Below are 16604 nucleotides of genomic sequence, written 5' to 3'. Positions count from 1 at the left end.
TCTAGAGACCTACACGTCCCATTCCATTAATGATCTTGTCCAATAGCTCATCCGCGCTGGTCATCACACGTGCTGCTGCAGAATAGGCATGCTGGAATTTGATCAAATCTGCCATTTCGTCATCGATCGCTACACCGGAAACCGATTGGCGCTGATTTTCCACCGTGCCCACGATCATTTCCGCATTCAACAGGTTGCGCTCCGCTTCTTGGCCGTCAACCCCCAGCTCCCCGATTGTGGAGCGATAAAAGTCGTCCAGTGTGGTGTTTTCCTTCAGGTCATTCACACCGGTGCCCGCTTGGACCACTTTGTTTTTGATAGATGCTATGGCTAGCGCATTTTTGTTGTTACCTACCGGCGTAGTCGGTGTCTCGGCTTGAGCCGCTGCGATCGCATCCAAGCTCGCGAGAATTGCCGGGTTAATCGCCATTTTCGCAGCACTCGCCGGATACGTTTTCGATGCGGGATCCGCTGCGGACGCGTCCGCATCCACAAAGAACGGAAGATCGCCGGAAGTACCCGATCCTTTAATATCGGAAAGGCTTAATCCGGTACGGTGCACGTCATTGATTTCTTTCGCTAGGTTCACTGCGAGAATGTCCAGCTGATTCTGATAATACGGAACAATTTCTCCACGAGCTTGATAGGTGCCCGCCAAATAACCATTTTGCGGAACAAAGGCTGCGCCGCCAAGCGTGATGTCCAGCAAGCCGGTATCTGGGTTTTGCTGTGTAGCCATCGCTACCGAGGTTCTACCCGTTACAAAATCCCTTCCGTCAATCGTCACATTCACCATGCCGTTGGTGGATTGCGTTACATTTACCTGTGTCAGCTTGGAGAGCTTATCCAGCAGCACATCGCGTTGGTCATACAAATCATTCGGCTGATAACCATGCGGCACCACATCGGCGATTTGTGCGTTAAGGCTAGCGATTTGCTGTCCAAGTAAATTAATTTCTTTCGCTTTAACCCCGATCACCGTATCCAGATCGGTCTTTACTTCCTGCAGATGTGTGCTCAAAGTGTTAAAGGTATCCACAACCGCTTGGGCACGTTCGCGTACAACCGCACGAGCCGATTGGTCTGATGGATCGCTGGCTAAATCCTGCCACGCCTGCCACATTTGGTCCATGACCTTCTGCAAGCCGGTTTCCGATGGTTCATTCATAATGTCTTCAATTTTTTCAATTGTCTCCGAACGCGCTTCCCAGTAGCCCTGGCGTTTGAATTCATTGCGATATTGCACATCCAGATAATCCTCGCGAATACGCTGCAGATCCGTAACCTGCACCCCAGTCCCCAGGATACCCGGCTCGATCGCGGCATCAAAGCCCGGATAAGGAAGGCCCGTCGTCGCCTGCATGTGGGCGCGCTGGCGGGTATAGCCTTCTGTATTTGCATTCGCAATGTTGTGACTCACCGTATTCAAAGCGGATTGCTGGGCAAACAGTCCGCGTTTGCTGACTTCTAAGGCATGGAAGGTCGAACGCATCTCAGCACCTCTTTACGCTTTTTTATTAATATAAGAACGGGCAAATTGGCCATTGCCCATTTGCATTTTGGGATTTTTGTAGACGAAGTCTTCCTCGGGAGAATCTGTGACCAGATTCAGCGTCATCTCCACAAAAGAAAGGGATTGCTCAAGCAACTGCTGATTGAGATCGTTTGCTTCACGCAGAGCTGTGACAACCCTCAACAATTCGTCGCGGTAATGGGACAAACGCTGTTTTTCTTCTGCTGACGTGAGTGATTTGATAAGTTCCGTGATGGTGCCTTCCCTTTGGGCAATGCCCTTTTCTGCCATGATCTGGCGCACTTGCTCCATCCGGATGGCTTCCGTCGTCTCGATCGCTTTGATCAGCTTCTTCTCCTGATGCGTGAGCTTGGTCAGTCCGTCTGCATCTCCACGGATCAACACCGGCTTCTTTTCGATCGCCAGTGTGTACAGTGCTTTATGCAGATTCAGCAAGTTCTCCAGCGTCTCGTACAGTTCACTCAATCGTGACATGATGATTCACCGCTTTCTACGGCTTTTTCCAAAAGGAAAGGAATTTCTCCGCGATTTTGTCGCTGGATACGTGGTACGTGCCGTTTTCGATCTGCTGCTTCAGTTCATTCACTTTATCCTTGCGAACCGGTTCTTCGGTTGCCTCTACCTGTTTGAGCAGCTCGAGCGCTTCGGTGGAAATCTGCACTTCATCTTTGCCCATTTTCACTTTGGCATCGCTGACCGCCTGAGCTTTGTTCGCCTTGTTATACGCATTGATCATACCTGTGCGATTTGGTTCATTCACACGCATGTTTAACACCCTCTCAGTAGTTCGAGAAATTAGAAGACCTGGCATAAGACCTTAGCCCGGCCTCCGTATTCACCTCGTGGAAATAGGTTCCACTTTATTAGAAAACTTGGCTCCGCCAAGCCTTTGGCGGGCNCACTTTATTAGAAAACTTGGCTCCGCCAAGCCTTTGGCGGGCCTTAGTTGCTCTTATGTCGATGAGAATTTTATAAATTCTTATCGACCGAAAAAGCCGATGATCTCTTACTACTATCATCGGCAATTGTTACAAAAATGATTAGTTTTTTCTTTTCGCGCTTACTGCTTGTTTTCCCTGCTTTTGTAAGCCAATGCGGATTTGCGGTTCTTCTCTTCCTCCGCGCTCAAGCGCTCCGCGAGATCCTTATCGTAGCCAATCTCACGCTGCAAACCTTTCTTACAATCGTCGCAAAGTGTTCCCGAGATGATCATCAAGCCGCATCCCTCGCACGGATAGCCCATATTCGGGTTGTTCGCTACCGAAATGCGCCCTTCCTTGATGAATTTCGTGATTTGCTTGATGGAGACGCCGGTCGCTTCGCTCACTTGATGGATGTTGGCACCCCGGTTTTCCCGTTTGCGCAGGTATTCCGCGCACTTCGCATACTCTTTTTCAATCTGCTGGTAGCAGTTGTTGCATACATCACGCACGCCTTTTACAAAAAGGGTATCACAGCGCGGGCAGTTATCCAGTTTTCCTAAGCTCATAGTCATAACTCCTTTCAAAGCGGGTTTACACTCTCACATCCGAAGCTGTCTGGCAAAATTGATGATTCCGTACCCACTGCCTAGCGGAATAGCGTAAGACTACGGATCGAAGCCTGCGAGAGGCTCGGTAGCGAGTGAATCGCAGATGCACAGGCACGCAGGGTTGAGCCCGTCGTATAAATATCGTCAATGATGAGGATATGCGGCGCAGCCTTCCATGTACGGCTCGCCCACTCCTCACATGGCGCAAACGCGTTGTGCATGCTCTGGTAACGGGCAAATCGTCCCGCTTGTTTACTTAATTTATCGGTATTTTTCACACGTCGCAGTAGAGGAAAATACGACAGATTCACCGATTCGGCAAAGTGTTTGGCAAGCAGCGCGGCTTGATCAAATCCCCGCTCCCGCAACCGGGATGGATGTAACGGCACATTTGTGACGATACGAAACGGAATATGAGAATAATAGCGATAATAACCGATCGCAAGCAAGGTGGCCAGCATAGCGGAGAGATGCTCATCGCCGCGATATTTCAACTGGCGGATCACCTCTTTTCCCCACTCCTGATAGGCCATCATGCTCCGATTTTGCAAAAGGTGGCCGTCTGCGTAGCGCTGACAATCTGTACAGCGCTCATCTGGGGTATTCATCATCACCCTACCGCAAACGAGGCACTGCGGTCCCACTTGAAAAGGTAACTTGGCTTCCATACAAGCCACGCATAGAGGCAGCTTATCCAAAAGCCGATACATAGGCGGGTAAACTGACTCGTTGCCCAAGCGCTTCGCCAGCTGTCTTACACGCTCTTGCCGCATGGCAGATCGCGGTGAAAGCGAACAAATCACACACCGGCTGACCTTACCCAGCATGTTGGTTCCCCCGCAGCCTTTGCGCCAACCGGTTCATCCGCTTGATCTCCCGAATCGCTTCTCGCGGCGCTTCGGCCTGTTTTTCGACCAGAAATAATATTGTGCCTCCCGGGGAATCGGCCGAACGTCCCACACGTCCCGCAATCTGTACAAGGGACGCTTGATCAAACACCGCATTATCCGCTCCCCAGACAATGACGTCGCTCTGCGGGATCGTCACACCTCGCTCCAGGATCGTTGTCGTGACAAGCAAAGAAAGCTGCCTGTCACGAAACGCTTTGACCTTTTCGTCCCGAAGCGGATCAGCGGCGTGAACCCCCGCAATCCTTCCGTGGCAGTCCGGCAAGAAATAGGTAAGGTACTGGGTCATCTCCTCCACATCGTTCACCCTTGGCACGAAGACGAAAACCCGCCTGTCATCTGTGAGCGAATGGCGCACTTGCTCCAGAAACGCTCCCAGCGGCTGGTTTCTACGCAGTTTTTGCTGCAATCCTGCAACAATCATCTGCTTCGGAACGGGCAAAGGATGTCCGTGGTAGCGCTGCGGCAACATCGTATGGGTCGGAGAATACGGCGCATACAGACCGAACCTGGCGGGGACAAGTGCTTTTCTGAGCTTCTTCGGTGGCGTCGCGGTGAGGTACAATTGCTTCCCGCCCAAAGCGACTGCCCGCTGCACAGCCCGATACAGCATCGGATTGCCGTGATACGGGAACGCATCCGCTTCATCTACGACAACCAGCGGAAACCTGCGATAAAACCGCATGACCTGATGGGTTGTCGATACGACTACATCCGCCTCTTCCCACTTTTCGCCGCTCGCACCATGCACAGCAATCACTTTTACACGCGGAAAGACCCGTTGCAGACGCGGAGCCAGCTCTAACACAACATCCTTTCGCGGAGTGGCTACCAGCACCTTTTTTCCGGAGGCAAGCATATCGGCAATCGACGGAAACAACAGCTCTGTCTTCCCCGCGCCGCACACCGCCCACAAAAGGAACGATTCGCTGGATGAGTCCTGAGCCGCAACAAATTGACGGGCCCGCTCTGCCGCTTCTGCCTGCCAGGGGGTATAGGTGCCTTCCCACTCCAGCAAAGCCGGCTTCTCTGATGACTCATGGCCGGACGCAAATGGATGGCCAGCTCTCGAAATGGCCGTATCAAGTTCTCCCGCTACACACACATACCTCGCACAGCATTTGCTCTGTCCCATCTGTATGCATGCCGCACAGTACCCACATCCCTGCTCACAGCGATAGCAGTACGCCAGATGGATCGAGTCCGCCTCACCACAGCGTTCGCATACAGCCAGCAGCCGATTACGCCATAAGCCCTTTTTCAACACCAAGCGGATCCCCGGGAGCAGGACCGCCTTCCCCTCCAATACCAGCCATTGGATGAGCCGGAGCAAGACGCTCTCGTCACCCCCGTGCTGCATCCACAGATAGACGATCTCCTCCCATAAAAGCGCTCTGCCCGAAAGTATCCTCCGCAGCCTGTCTGCTTCGATTGGCAGGTCGGCTGCTACATGATCATTCCTGCCTTTCTCTTCTAATCCCCCGCTTGGCGAGAACTGAAACCAATCCTTTGTTTCCTCTACTGCTCTGCCGTACAATACCGAGGATTCCCGCACCGCGGTATGGGCCAGCTGTTTTAATGAATCGATGCCAGCATCATGCGCGAGGCGCTGATTGACCTGTTCCCGAAGCATAAAAGCTATCGCCAGGGACGGACTTTTGCCGATAATGTGCAGCCGCCTGCCGTCCTCCTGCTCCCAGAAATGCCTGTCCACCTCAAAGCAGGGTGTAATATAGGCTTGCCTCGTCCGATTTTCTTCTTTGACATACAGCAGGTACTCCGGCATGCGCAAAACCTCCTCGAACCTCTTCTTTACTGCCCAGTGTGCAAAAAGAAAGAGGCCGGTGCAAAGAAAAAAGGAGAGCATCTACGCTCCCCTCACCCTGCCTGACTTCGCAGGTCAATCGTCACGACTTGACTGCCCGCCTGAATTCCATCCGGCCAACCGAAATCGTTCCGCTCATAAATATCTATCATCTTCATCGTGTCGTCGGTCGAACCGTAATCGGTAAACGAAATCCGCAGACGTTCTCCGCGCCAGTACGAAGTGGACACCAGCCGTCTCACTTCCCGTTCGAACAACTGTTCCGAATTGTACAGCAGGATATGGTAATGGATCAGCGGCTCATTGGACACAGCTCTCATCCCGAAACGACGCAACAGAGTGGCTAATAGAGACGCGCAGCCGTATGCAGCCAGTGTCCACATCAGCAGTTCCTCTATCACGGTCATCCCCTCCCCTATCACAGAATATGCGGGGATGGTTACTCGGGGTGCTTGCGGTCAAGCCAGCAGTTACAGCTTCACCCAGCCATTTTTAATCGAAATCACTACCGCCTGCGTGCGGTCTTGCACATTCAGCTTTTGCAAAATGCTGCTCACGTGGTTCTTCACGGTTTTTTCACTGATAAACAGAAATTCCCCGATCGCCCGGTTGCTTTTTCCTTCTGCCATCAGCTGAAGCACTTCTCGTTCACGGCGAGTCAGCGAATCAATCAAGGTTGGATCCACCGAAATCGAATCGTCGCTGATTGGCGCGCGTTCATACATTTCTTCCTGCTCGGACAAGCGGCGGAATTCATCGATCAGCTTGCCGGTTACTTTCGGGTGAATGTATGCGCCCCCGCGTGCTACTACGCGAACGGCCTCTACCAGATCGGTGGTTCCCATATCTTTCAGCAGGTAACCCGATGCGCCATTGCGCAAGGTACGGTACACATAGCCTTCATCATCGTGAATGGATAGAATGATGACGCGCGACTTTGGACTGACCGTCACGACATCCTCCGCAGCTGTCACGCCATTGATATTTGGCATATTGATATCCATCAACACTACATCCGGTTGCAGATCTCCCGCCAGACGAATCGCATCCGCGCCGTCAGAGCCTTCCCCGACGATACGAAAATCGCCTTCCATCTCCAGAATACGCTTTACCCCATCGCGGAACAATTGATGGTCATCTACCAAAATAATTGAAATATCCTGTCTCATTCTATCCATTTCTTCTACACCCTCCAATTTTTCGTTTTTCATCTAGATCTGTTCAGAAGCTCTTCTTATACGGGAATGTGGAACATGACTCTCGTTCCTTGCATGGGGGCGGATTGGATCTCCATCTTTCCTTCCAGAAGTTGCGTCCGTTCTTTCATCCCCATCAAGCCAAATGACTCACCGTTGCCTTGCTTCTCTTCCATGCGAAAACCAATTCCGTCATCTTTGACCACCAGCATGAGCTGCTTGTGTTGAAATTCCATTTTGACCTGGACAAACCGTGCTTTGGCATGCTTCGCCACATTGTTGAGGCATTCTTGAACCAGACGAAACAACGCTGCTTTCACCGAACTCTCCAAATCTTGCTCTTTGCCGAAAACGACCAAATCGACGGTCAATTTCGTACGATCTTCAAACGTTTGGATATATTTTTGCAGCGTTGGGACCAGGCCGAGATCATCAAGTGCCATCGGACGCAGGTCGAAAATGATACGGCGCACATCTGCAAGACTGTAGCGAACCATTTCTTTTAACTCCTGCAGCTCCATCTCCGCGTCAAGAATGCGCTGGTTTTTCAGCATCTTTTCCACGATTTCAGTGCGCAGCACCACATTGGCCATCGATTGCGCAGGACCGTCATGAATTTCACGTGCGACCCGCTTTCGTTCTTCTTCCTGTGCCTGAATGATCCGCATGCCCATCAGCTGCTGCTGCTTGGCGGTTTCCAGCGCCTCTCCAACCCTGCTTAAATCTCCGTTCAGATAACCCAGGACAACACCGATTTGGGTCATCAGATTTTCGGCTTTGTTAATGGTTTCCTCAATTCCACGCAATCGCATTTCTAATTCATCGCGTCTGCGCCGCAGATTCTGCTCTCGCTCCCGCTGAATTGACAGCTCCACCTGCAGATTGTTCGCTTCCTCATAAGCCTTTCGAATTTCTTCTTCGGCATGCTCGTGGAAGTTTCTGCTCACATGGACCAGTCGATTGCGTGCCTTGCGGTATTGAAGCTCAAGCAAATCTACGCGGTCAATCGCCTCTCCAATCTGCAGCCTGAGCTCCACGATCTCGGAACGCATCGTATTGCTCTCACGACGTGCCGATTCAGCGATATCAAAAATCTGATGCTTGCTCGACTCAACCGATTGAATCGTCTTTTTCAAGACAGTATCCAGCAAGCTCACATCAATTTGCTTGTACATGAGAGCTCCCCCAATTTGTTTTCACACTTGTGAACAAGTCGCGCAATGCCTTTCCATCTTTATCCGGGGTCCCTACGTCATAGCGGGGAATCCGGTACGGATCCACACCCGCTTTCACCACCCCGTGCGCCGTGCTGAACGCATAGCGGTAACCCGCTTCCTTCGCCGTCTCAACGACAGCTTCACTTGCATATCCAAATGGAAACGAAATGGTTTCAATTTTTTTGTGTACGAAATCCGACAGTGCCACTCTGGCCATCATAAAATCCACGTAAAGCCGATTTTTGTATTCCTGCTCCTCTTCCAGACGATTGACGTCTTCGAGATAAACAGGTGCTGTCTCCGGGCCTGGCTGCCCCCACTCGCTGGTTACCGCCTGCTCATGCATGCTGTACGTATGGGATGCTACTTCCACCAGTCCGGTCGCCATCATTTCCTCAATTTCCGGAAATGTGAGCGGCGGCGTCATGTTTTCCCTTTTGCGCTCCACCGTATCCCGCAGACGTCCCGTGATCACAAAGTTGACGGAAGGAAATTGGTACTCCTTCATAATCGGATAAGCGTGCTTGTAATAGCTCTCATAGCCATCGTCAAACGTCAGCAGCACCGCATTTTCGGTGGGCATGACCCCAGTGTCAACAAAACGTAAAAACTCTGTCATGGTAATGGGATGAAGATCATTTTTGTAAAGAAATGCCATGTGCTCGGCAAACTGATCAGGCGTAATCGCAAAGGGCTGCTTGCTCGTTGCATCCACGTGGTGATAGGTAAGCACAACCACCTGGTCACGGTACCAGGTCTGCTTGTTGACAGTCAGTTGCTCCTTCCCTATCTCCAGCGCAGGAGACTCATTTCCCTTCTGCGTTGATATAGACGTACCATCATGGGAAAAATGTTGCAGATTATTTACAGTTTCTTGCTCTTTTTTCCCGGATAGCAAGAAACCTGCTGCGACGACGAGTACCAGCGTTAGGAAAAAAGTAGCGAGAAATGGTATTCGTTTCTTCACAAAGGGTCCTCCGTCATGTGGAAGCTTGTACCAAATGTCCCCCTTCGGAGATTTTAGTCTTTATCTTCCCTATTCTACAAGACTAAAATATTCGACAAAAACAGCGTATCACCTTTATGTATGTCGTTCCAGCACAGGTTGTCTCATCCAGCAAACAAAAAACCCGGCACCTTTTGCAAGGAATGCCGGGCGTTTTATGCGTTTAGAAATGTAGTCTTATTTTACCAGTTGAGCGGCGTCGCGTTTCAATTCTTCCGCTTTGTCTGTGCGCTCCCAAGGAACATTCAGGTCATTGCGGCCGAAGTGACCGTATGCAGCAGTTTGTTTGTAAATCGGACGACGCAGGTCCAATTGCTTGATAATGCCAGCTGGACGCAGGTCAAAGTGCTTGCGGATCAAGCCAACGAGATCTTCTTCCGCCACTTTGCCAGTGCCAAATGTATCCACGCTGATGGACACAGGTTGTGCCACACCGATCGCATAAGCCACTTGCACTTCGCATTTGTCAGCCAGTCCTGCAGCCACGATATTTTTCGCAACATAGCGAGCTGCGTATGCGCCAGAACGGTCGACTTTTGTCGGATCTTTTCCGGAGAATGCACCGCCGCCGTGACGCGCGTAACCACCATAGGTATCCACGATGATTTTGCGGCCAGTCAATCCAGCATCCCCTTGTGGTCCGCCGATTACGAAACGGCCAGTTGGGTTGATGAAGTATTTGGTATCCGCATCCAGAAGTTGAGCAGGAACCACTGGTTTGATCACATGCTCAACCAGGTCAGCCTTGATTTGCTCCAAAGTCGTTTCTGGAGCATGTTGGGTAGAGATCACGATGGTATCGATGCGTACAGGCTTGTCTCCATCGTATTCTACAGTCACTTGCGTTTTTCCGTCTGGGCGCAGGTACTCCAACGTACCGTTTTTGCGCACTTCAGTCAGACGGCGCGCCAATTGGTGAGCCATGCTGATAGGCAATGGCATCAGCTCAGGTGTCTCGTTGCAAGCAAAACCGAACATCAAGCCTTGGTCACCTGCACCAATCGCTTCGATTTGCTCGTCAGTCATTTTTCCTTCTTTTGCTTCCAGCGCTTGGTCAACACCCGCAGCGATATCCACGGATTGTTCACCAATTGCAGTGATCACACCGCAAGTATCAGCGTCAAAGCCAAATTTCGCGCGATCATAGCCGATTTCGCGAATGGTGTCGCGAACCAGTTTTTGAATGTCCACATAGGTGCTGGTGGTGATCTCGCCCGCTACCAGTACGAGACCAGTGGTGACGGATGTTTCACACGCTACACGTGCATTTGGATCTTTTGCCAGAATGGCGTCCAATACCGAGTCGGAAATCTGGTCGCAAATCTTGTCCGGATGCCCTTCGGTAACGGATTCAGATGTAAAGAGTCGGCGGCCTTTTTGCAATGCCATGATTCTACCTCCTTTATTCCCCATACGAATAGTGTGGTAGCCGAAGCAGGTTTCTATGACGGTCAAAAAAAAACCTTTTCCATCCATGAGGAAAAGGTGCTTTTTTATGCGTTCCCTAACCTCTTATCGGCCAGAACAAAATGTTCTGCTGGTTAGCACCGCTCGTGTCGGTTGCCGGGCTTCATCGGGCCAGTCCCTCCGCCTGCTCTGGATAAGAGTATCCATTACGGATAATACATTAATGGTTTTTATAGGGTGTGTCAATACTTATTATCGCAAATCATATTTCCCTCTAACCATGACGTACGCAATACCGTCATAATTAGGGGCCAAGCGCAACCCACGGTTATCGGAACGGGCGATCAACAGCAAATGATTGGCTGCGACCCACGCTCCTGCGCGAAGATCCGCACCGGCTGTCAGGTCGGTCAAGCCATCGCCATTTTTGCCTGCTACCGACACGACACTCCCGGTGCGCACGATGAACTCGGTTCCCTCGTAGCCATACAATGTCTGTCCCGGAGTTAGCTCGACCACCTTCAAGGTGCTGGCTGCCCCGCCACCGCCGCCAATAGCGGCGATTTGTTGATCCACGTAGCTTTTAGTGACTACCGGATCATCCGCGGATCCCGGTACCCCCGTATTTCCCGCTGCCCATACCTGGGTGGTCGCGACCGCTGCCCCGATGAGAGCAGCAGCAATTGTTCCCTTCATCACTTTCTTCATCCAAATGCTCTCCCTTCCAAACTATAATTTGTATGCCTTGGCAAGCAGCACAACCATTTCGGCACGGCGCGCATAAGCGTTTGGTCTGAATTGGTTTGCTCCATAACCGCTGATCCAATCCCTCGTGGTCAACGACTCAATGGCCGGAGAAGCCCAATGGGTGGTCGCCACATCGGAGTAGGACGAGTAGCTGCGTTTATACGTATAGATATTCTGCGCACGGGCCACCATCACGGCCATCTCGGCGCGGGTCAACGGGCTATTGGGTTTAATGGTGCTGTTTGGATACCCCTGCAGGATTCCCATGCGATAGGCCAGCATCATATTATTGTAAGCCCAGTGCCGCTTGGTCAGATCTTTGAATTTGCTGCTGCCCGAATACGAGCCGACCTGTATTCCTTTTTCCCGCATGGATTGGATCAGCATCGTTGCAAATTCGGCCCGAGTCACCGTTTGGTTCGGACGGAACGTGTAATCCTGGAAGCCTTTGACGACACCCTTCTGGCTCAGACGCACGATCTCCGAGCGGGCCCAATGGGTGGAAATGTCCCGGTAGCCGGCGATCAGCCGCTGCTGGGTCACCGTAAGGCGATACGTATCATATTTAATGGGAACCGTACTGTTTAAACGGATATAATAGCGCCCCGGCTTCAGACGCATTCCGACGATATCCTTGCCTGCGTCTGAGAGCTGTGCCACTTCATTTTCCGAAGCCAGCGCGTAGTTCAGCTGCGAATCGTACAGCGCCAGATAAACCCCTGAAGTGACCGGAACGTACGGTGCGCGAATCGTGACGTACGAATCCGCTGCGACATCAAAGCGGAACCAGTCATAATCATAGCGGGTCGGCAGCGTTCCCGTCATGATGCTGCCGTTGATCATACCGGAAGCAAGACGGCTGCTGTCATTGGGCTCATTCACATCTTGGCGCTCCGGTGTATAGGTCAGATCAAACTGATACTCTCCATTGACCTGATTGCCCCAGTACTCTGACAGCATGATGTAATATTTGCCCGGGGTTACTTCCTTGCTGACCTTTTCCGTCTGGTCATCCCGCGTGCTGTTGTCATACTTTGGATCCCAGCCTTGCTTCTGCTTGCCGATCAAGACCGCCAAATCCATCCGATTGGTATCCGTGGTGACAGTCAGATTAAGCCTGCCGTTTTCCCGGACATAATAAGAGAACCAGTCCTGATCCTTTTGCTCATGGAAATTTCCGATAAGCTTAATATGATTGCCGACAAGCGGCCTTGCCGTGGTCTCGTCATTATTGCGCTCATAGCGATCCGGGGTAATGGTAAACCTGCTCGTCAGAACGTAGCTGAACGCCCCGACACCCCCGCTTCGCTGCAGCTTCATGTACATCCTGCCTTCTTTTACCGAGATCCCGGCCGAGTCGCTATTTCCTATGTAATAGGTGAACGGCTGCTTGTTCTCCGGATAAAAGGTGGCAGCCAGCGATACGATCGAGTTGGTCGATACATACGCATTCAGCGTGACTTTCCCATCATAAGGAATGTCCATGTAATACCAGTCTGTCTGATCGGTCGCATGTAAAGAAGCTCGCACCTGCGATTCGATCGGAAATGCTTTCGCCGTACCTTGCGTATTATTCGGCTCGGTTATATCGCGGGATGGAGTCACGCGCAGCGGTTTGCTCACATCGAGCAGCCCGTAGCCCGTCTTGCGATCCCAGCCCTTTTCCCCCAGATCCACTGCCGACTGATACAGCAGCTGGCGTACATCCAACGGAGTCATTTTGGGATACTTGGAAAGAATCAAGGCTGCAGCCGCCGCAACCTGGGGTGCTGCAGCAGATGTGCCCGTCAGCGTTCCGTAGCCTCCGCCCTTTTTTGTCGTGTAAATATTGTTGCCTGGTGCCATCAGATTGAGCTCCGGGCCAAAATTGGAAGAGTAGAGCGGCTGGTTGCTGCTGTTCACCGCCCCTACGGCAATCACGGTTGGAAAAGCGGCCGGATAGGCTACCCGGCTTGATTCGTTTCCTGTCGCCGCTACCAAGACGACGCCGCGCGATTCTGCCCGGCTCACCGCCTCTTCCAGGGCACGCGTCGTATTCAAGGCGCTCATCGACATGACAATGACCTTGGCCCCTCTGTTAACCGCGGTATTGATCCCTTGTGCGATGACATCCACATTATTCAGGCTGCCATAACGGTCCAATACCTTGATAGGCAGGATCTTCGCATTCCAGAGAACACCCGTGACCCCTATCCCGTTGTTTCCTTTTGCCGCCAAGATCCCTGCCACACTTGTCCCGTGACCGTAATCATCTTCGGGCGCTTTACCGGGGCTCAACAAATTGACACCGGGAAGCAGATTGGGCTTCAAATCGGGATGGTCGGTATCCACACCCGAATCAAGCACGGCTATCGTTATCGCCTGATTGCCCGTCGCGATATTCCAGGCTTTATCCGCCTTGATCTGTTTCAGATAGGTCTGGTTTCTGTAGTAGCGATCATTGGTTCCTTCGAGCGCTTGGGCTTTGTGCGGAATTCCCTGGATCAGTGACAAGGACATCGTTACAACAAGGAGTGCTCGAAGCAGCTTATGAACGTTCATTTCTTGGTTCCTTCTTCCCCTATTTCTTCTCTTTTTATCGGATATAGACAATTTCTGGGGCTTCTGAGTCTTCCTGCTGCATATTTCTGTTAATCACCATGCGAGTGCCGTCAGCGATACGCGTGTATTCAGGCAACAATCGGCTCGGGTCATAGGTGTAGTACGGTCGATCGCTCAAGATTTCATAAATACTCGCCATTTGGCCATCGCGAACGATGAATATTTCTTCTGTATCCACTTCTGTCAGCAGCTTCTTCAATGCTTCCAATTGCCTGTCGCTGCGGAGGATGTCCTTCATATAAAAGTAGGTAGGAGAATCGCCGCCGATATAAATCCCTTCTTCTCCTGCCGCCCACGTGACTCGATCGGTAACCGGAAGAATCAAAAGCGTCAGCACCATACAAATGATGGCAATTTTTTGATGAAAGCGCAACTTGCCTCCTCCTCTCCTTTCATTCCTCTTAGTCTAGCACAGATAATTGAAGGAGCAAAAGAGACCTTCCCCATCTGGCAAAATGTCACCAAACCCGCTTCCTCTCACTCCCTGTAGGCGCTCTGACTGCAATCTAGTAGAATGAAAGCCACAAACTGAGCCGAGCAGGAGGAGCCAGCAGCATGAACCTTTCCCATCGATCCCGCCGGTCGACCGCAAGCATTCTCTTGATCATGAGCCTGCTTGTCTCACCCGGCCTCGAGGTGCTTGCCGCGGAATCCTCGCACGATGCCGCCCCGCAAAATGAAGTCTTGGTAGTCTGGGAGCAAGAGTATCAGCATGCCGCGCCCGAGGTGAGTGTCTTCGAGCCGAAAACCACAGCAGATGCAAAGAAATTGATCGAGCAACTTGCCGACAGACCAGACATCCAATCTGTGGAGCAAAACCATCTGGTGCAAATACCGGATCCTCCGAAAAGCATAAAGGCGAAATCGGTGCGGCCCAACGATCCTGGCAGCATGGAGCAATGGGCGTTGTCCCGTTTGCAGGCGCAGGAAGCGTGGTCACTGGCGGCAAACGCCAAAAGAACCGTAAAAGTCGCGGTCATCGATACCGGCATCGATCCGGACCATCCGGATCTGGCCGGCCGCATCATCGACGGCTATGACTATGTGGAACATGACACAGTCCCGGACGATGAAAACGGTCATGGCACGCACGTCAGCGGCATCATCGCTGCTCTGACGGACAACAGCTTGGGCGTATCCGGACTGACCGGCAAGGCGGACGTGCGCATTATTCCCCTTAAAATATTAGACGGAGAAGGCAACGGAACCGTTTCAAACGAAGTGAAAGCGATCTACGATGCCGTCGACATGGGGGCATCTGTCATTAACTTGAGCTTGGGCGCCTCGCTTTCCTCCAAAGCCGAGCACGATGCCATCCGGTATGCTGCGGAAAAAGGCGTACTGGTCGTAGCGGCGGCCGGAAACGAGGCCGGCGATGTCGATTACCCCGCTGCTTATCCGGAATCCATCGCTGTAGCAGCCACAACCGAGCAGGATGAGGTCCCGTTTTTCTCCAATAACGGACCCGAAATCGATCTCGCTGCTCCCGGGGTAGACATCATAAGCACCATCCCCGACAATAAGTACGCCTATATGAGCGGCACTTCCATGGCTGCCCCTCACGTGAGCGCCCTCGCCGCACTCCTGCTGGCCGCATCGCCAAAGCCGCTTGAGGCAAGCGACCTGAGAGCGATCCTGACAAGCACGGCTGCTGACATCGATGCACGCGGCACCGATCGCTACAGCGGCCATGGCCGTATCGACTTTCTGGAAGCAATCAAGCAGGTCGCGAGCGCTCCCCAAAGCGCCGCTGCCTTCACCCTGGAAGAACTGATCCATGATCCGGAGCAATATGTCGCTTTCTTTACGCAAAACGCCAGCGACAAGATCATGGTCACGGATGCCAAGGGAAGCAGCTACTCGTGGAAAACATTGCTCGCCCGGACCAGTACCCTTGCCGGCATCCTGAAGCAAGATCCGGCCCGGGTGGCATTTTCCACGAAAACAAGAAGCGCAGTCCATCCAGCGTCGGATGGCTTCATTCGATCCACCGCCCCGGCTTGGGGGAAAACCGATGTGAGCCTCTATCCCTCGGTCGAGGTACAGCTGGACGCATCACCGATTGCGGCCACTTTGCAAAAATATGTGAAGCTGATCGATTCCCACGGACAGGAAGTGCCGGGTACAACCCTCACCAAATGGTCGAGCAATCGTTTCACACTGGATGCCGACAGCCCATTAGCCGCCAACGAGCGCTATCGGGTGATGTTGATGAATGCCATTCCTTTGGCTTCCTTTTCGACAACCGATCACTCGCCTGCATACGAAGACAATCTGCATTCATATCCCATGCAGCGGAACGTGTCTCGGAGCAAGACGTTCGCGATCGGCTTCTCCCAAGCCATCGATGCCAAGACTGTAAATGATCAGTCGATCTGGATCGAAACCGATCGCCAAGAAAAGATCGCTGCTACACTTACGCTGAATCGAAGCAATCGGGAAATCCGCATCAGACCCGTCGCACCTATGAAGCCGGGTGAAATGTACTTTCTCCTGGTTACCGATCAGATCCGTTCCCAAAAAGGTATGGCTTTGGGCAAACCGACCATCATGCCGTTTCGCGTCAGATATTGACTAGGGAGCGAACAAAACGAAAAATCCCTGATGTCAGCAAGACATGAGGGATTTTCGT

15 protein-coding genes and 1 riboswitch are annotated in these 16604 nt (G+C 52.1%); of the genes, 1 reads left to right on the top strand and 14 read right to left on the bottom strand.

Annotated elements, in window-relative coordinates:
- Window position 1: 1 nt before the first annotated feature.
- From flgK to EIZ37_RS05050, 14 genes are all read right to left on the bottom strand, one after another.
- Window positions 2-1492, bottom strand: a complete 1491-nt coding sequence (gene flgK, locus EIZ37_RS05115; RefSeq protein ID WP_134683493.1) for a flagellar hook-associated protein FlgK — start codon at window positions 1490-1492, stop codon at window positions 2-4.
- A gap of 12 nt (window positions 1493-1504) precedes the next feature.
- On the bottom strand, window positions 1505-2008 hold the full coding sequence (locus EIZ37_RS05110) for a flagellar protein FlgN (RefSeq protein WP_205683784.1): 504 nt from the start codon (window positions 2006-2008) through the stop codon (window positions 1505-1507).
- A gap of 16 nt (window positions 2009-2024) precedes the next feature.
- Window positions 2025-2300: a flagellar biosynthesis anti-sigma factor FlgM gene (gene flgM, locus EIZ37_RS05105; RefSeq protein WP_134683492.1), complete on the bottom strand. Its 276-nt coding sequence runs from the start codon at window positions 2298-2300 to the stop codon at window positions 2025-2027.
- A 294-nt stretch (window positions 2301-2594) separates the two neighbouring features.
- Window positions 2595-3023, bottom strand: coding sequence for a TIGR03826 family flagellar region protein (locus tag EIZ37_RS05100; RefSeq protein ID WP_134683491.1), 429 nt, complete (start codon window positions 3021-3023; stop codon window positions 2595-2597).
- A gap of 80 nt (window positions 3024-3103) precedes the next feature.
- Window positions 3104-3892 (bottom strand): ComF family protein, encoded by a 789-nt coding sequence (locus EIZ37_RS05095; RefSeq protein WP_134683490.1) that lies wholly within the window; start codon window positions 3890-3892, stop codon window positions 3104-3106.
- On the bottom strand, window positions 3882-5759 hold the full coding sequence (locus tag EIZ37_RS05090; protein WP_134683489.1) for a DEAD/DEAH box helicase: 1878 nt from the start codon (window positions 5757-5759) through the stop codon (window positions 3882-3884). The genes EIZ37_RS05095 and EIZ37_RS05090 overlap by 11 nt, the downstream gene beginning before the upstream one ends.
- Window positions 5760-5851: 92 nt before the next feature.
- On the bottom strand, window positions 5852-6199 hold the full coding sequence (locus EIZ37_RS05085; RefSeq protein WP_134683488.1) for a glycosyltransferase family 2 protein: 348 nt from the start codon (window positions 6197-6199) through the stop codon (window positions 5852-5854).
- A gap of 69 nt (window positions 6200-6268) precedes the next feature.
- Complete coding sequence (locus EIZ37_RS05080; protein WP_134683487.1) at window positions 6269-6976, bottom strand: response regulator; 708 nt, start codon at window positions 6974-6976, stop codon at window positions 6269-6271.
- A 56-nt stretch (window positions 6977-7032) separates the two neighbouring features.
- On the bottom strand, window positions 7033-8169 hold the full coding sequence (locus EIZ37_RS05075; RefSeq protein ID WP_134683486.1) for a sensor histidine kinase: 1137 nt from the start codon (window positions 8167-8169) through the stop codon (window positions 7033-7035).
- Window positions 8153-9178 (bottom strand): polysaccharide deacetylase family protein, encoded by a 1026-nt coding sequence (locus EIZ37_RS05070; protein ID WP_134683485.1) that lies wholly within the window; start codon window positions 9176-9178, stop codon window positions 8153-8155. The genes EIZ37_RS05075 and EIZ37_RS05070 overlap by 17 nt, the downstream gene beginning before the upstream one ends.
- A gap of 216 nt (window positions 9179-9394) precedes the next feature.
- Window positions 9395-10600, bottom strand: coding sequence for a methionine adenosyltransferase (gene metK / locus EIZ37_RS05065; RefSeq protein ID WP_205683787.1), 1206 nt, complete (start codon window positions 10598-10600; stop codon window positions 9395-9397).
- Between the two features lie 126 nt (window positions 10601-10726).
- Window positions 10727-10824, bottom strand: a riboswitch (SAM riboswitch).
- 52 nt (window positions 10825-10876) lie between these two features.
- On the bottom strand, window positions 10877-11332 hold the full coding sequence (locus EIZ37_RS05060) for a hypothetical protein (protein WP_134683483.1): 456 nt from the start codon (window positions 11330-11332) through the stop codon (window positions 10877-10879).
- A gap of 21 nt (window positions 11333-11353) precedes the next feature.
- Window positions 11354-13912 carry a S8 family peptidase gene (locus EIZ37_RS05055; RefSeq protein ID WP_235827890.1) on the bottom strand — a complete coding sequence of 853 codons (2559 nt, stop codon included), beginning with the start codon at window positions 13910-13912 and terminating at the stop codon, window positions 11354-11356.
- Window positions 13913-13946: 34 nt separating this feature from the next.
- On the bottom strand, window positions 13947-14345 hold the full coding sequence (locus EIZ37_RS05050) for a hypothetical protein (RefSeq protein ID WP_134683482.1): 399 nt from the start codon (window positions 14343-14345) through the stop codon (window positions 13947-13949).
- Between the two features lie 182 nt (window positions 14346-14527).
- On the opposite strand from EIZ37_RS05050, the gene EIZ37_RS05045 reads away from it, so the two are divergent.
- Complete coding sequence (locus tag EIZ37_RS05045; RefSeq protein WP_134683481.1) at window positions 14528-16546, top strand: S8 family serine peptidase; 2019 nt, start codon at window positions 14528-14530, stop codon at window positions 16544-16546.
- Window positions 16547-16604 lie beyond the last annotated feature (58 nt).

The sequence above is a fragment of the Brevibacillus migulae genome, from assembly GCF_004521915.1.
GTDB classification, from domain to species: Bacteria; Bacillota; Bacilli; order Brevibacillales; family Brevibacillaceae; genus Brevibacillus_F; species Brevibacillus_F migulae.
Note: the sequence above shows the minus strand (reverse complement) of the source record. Positions and strands in the feature narration are given on the sequence as shown.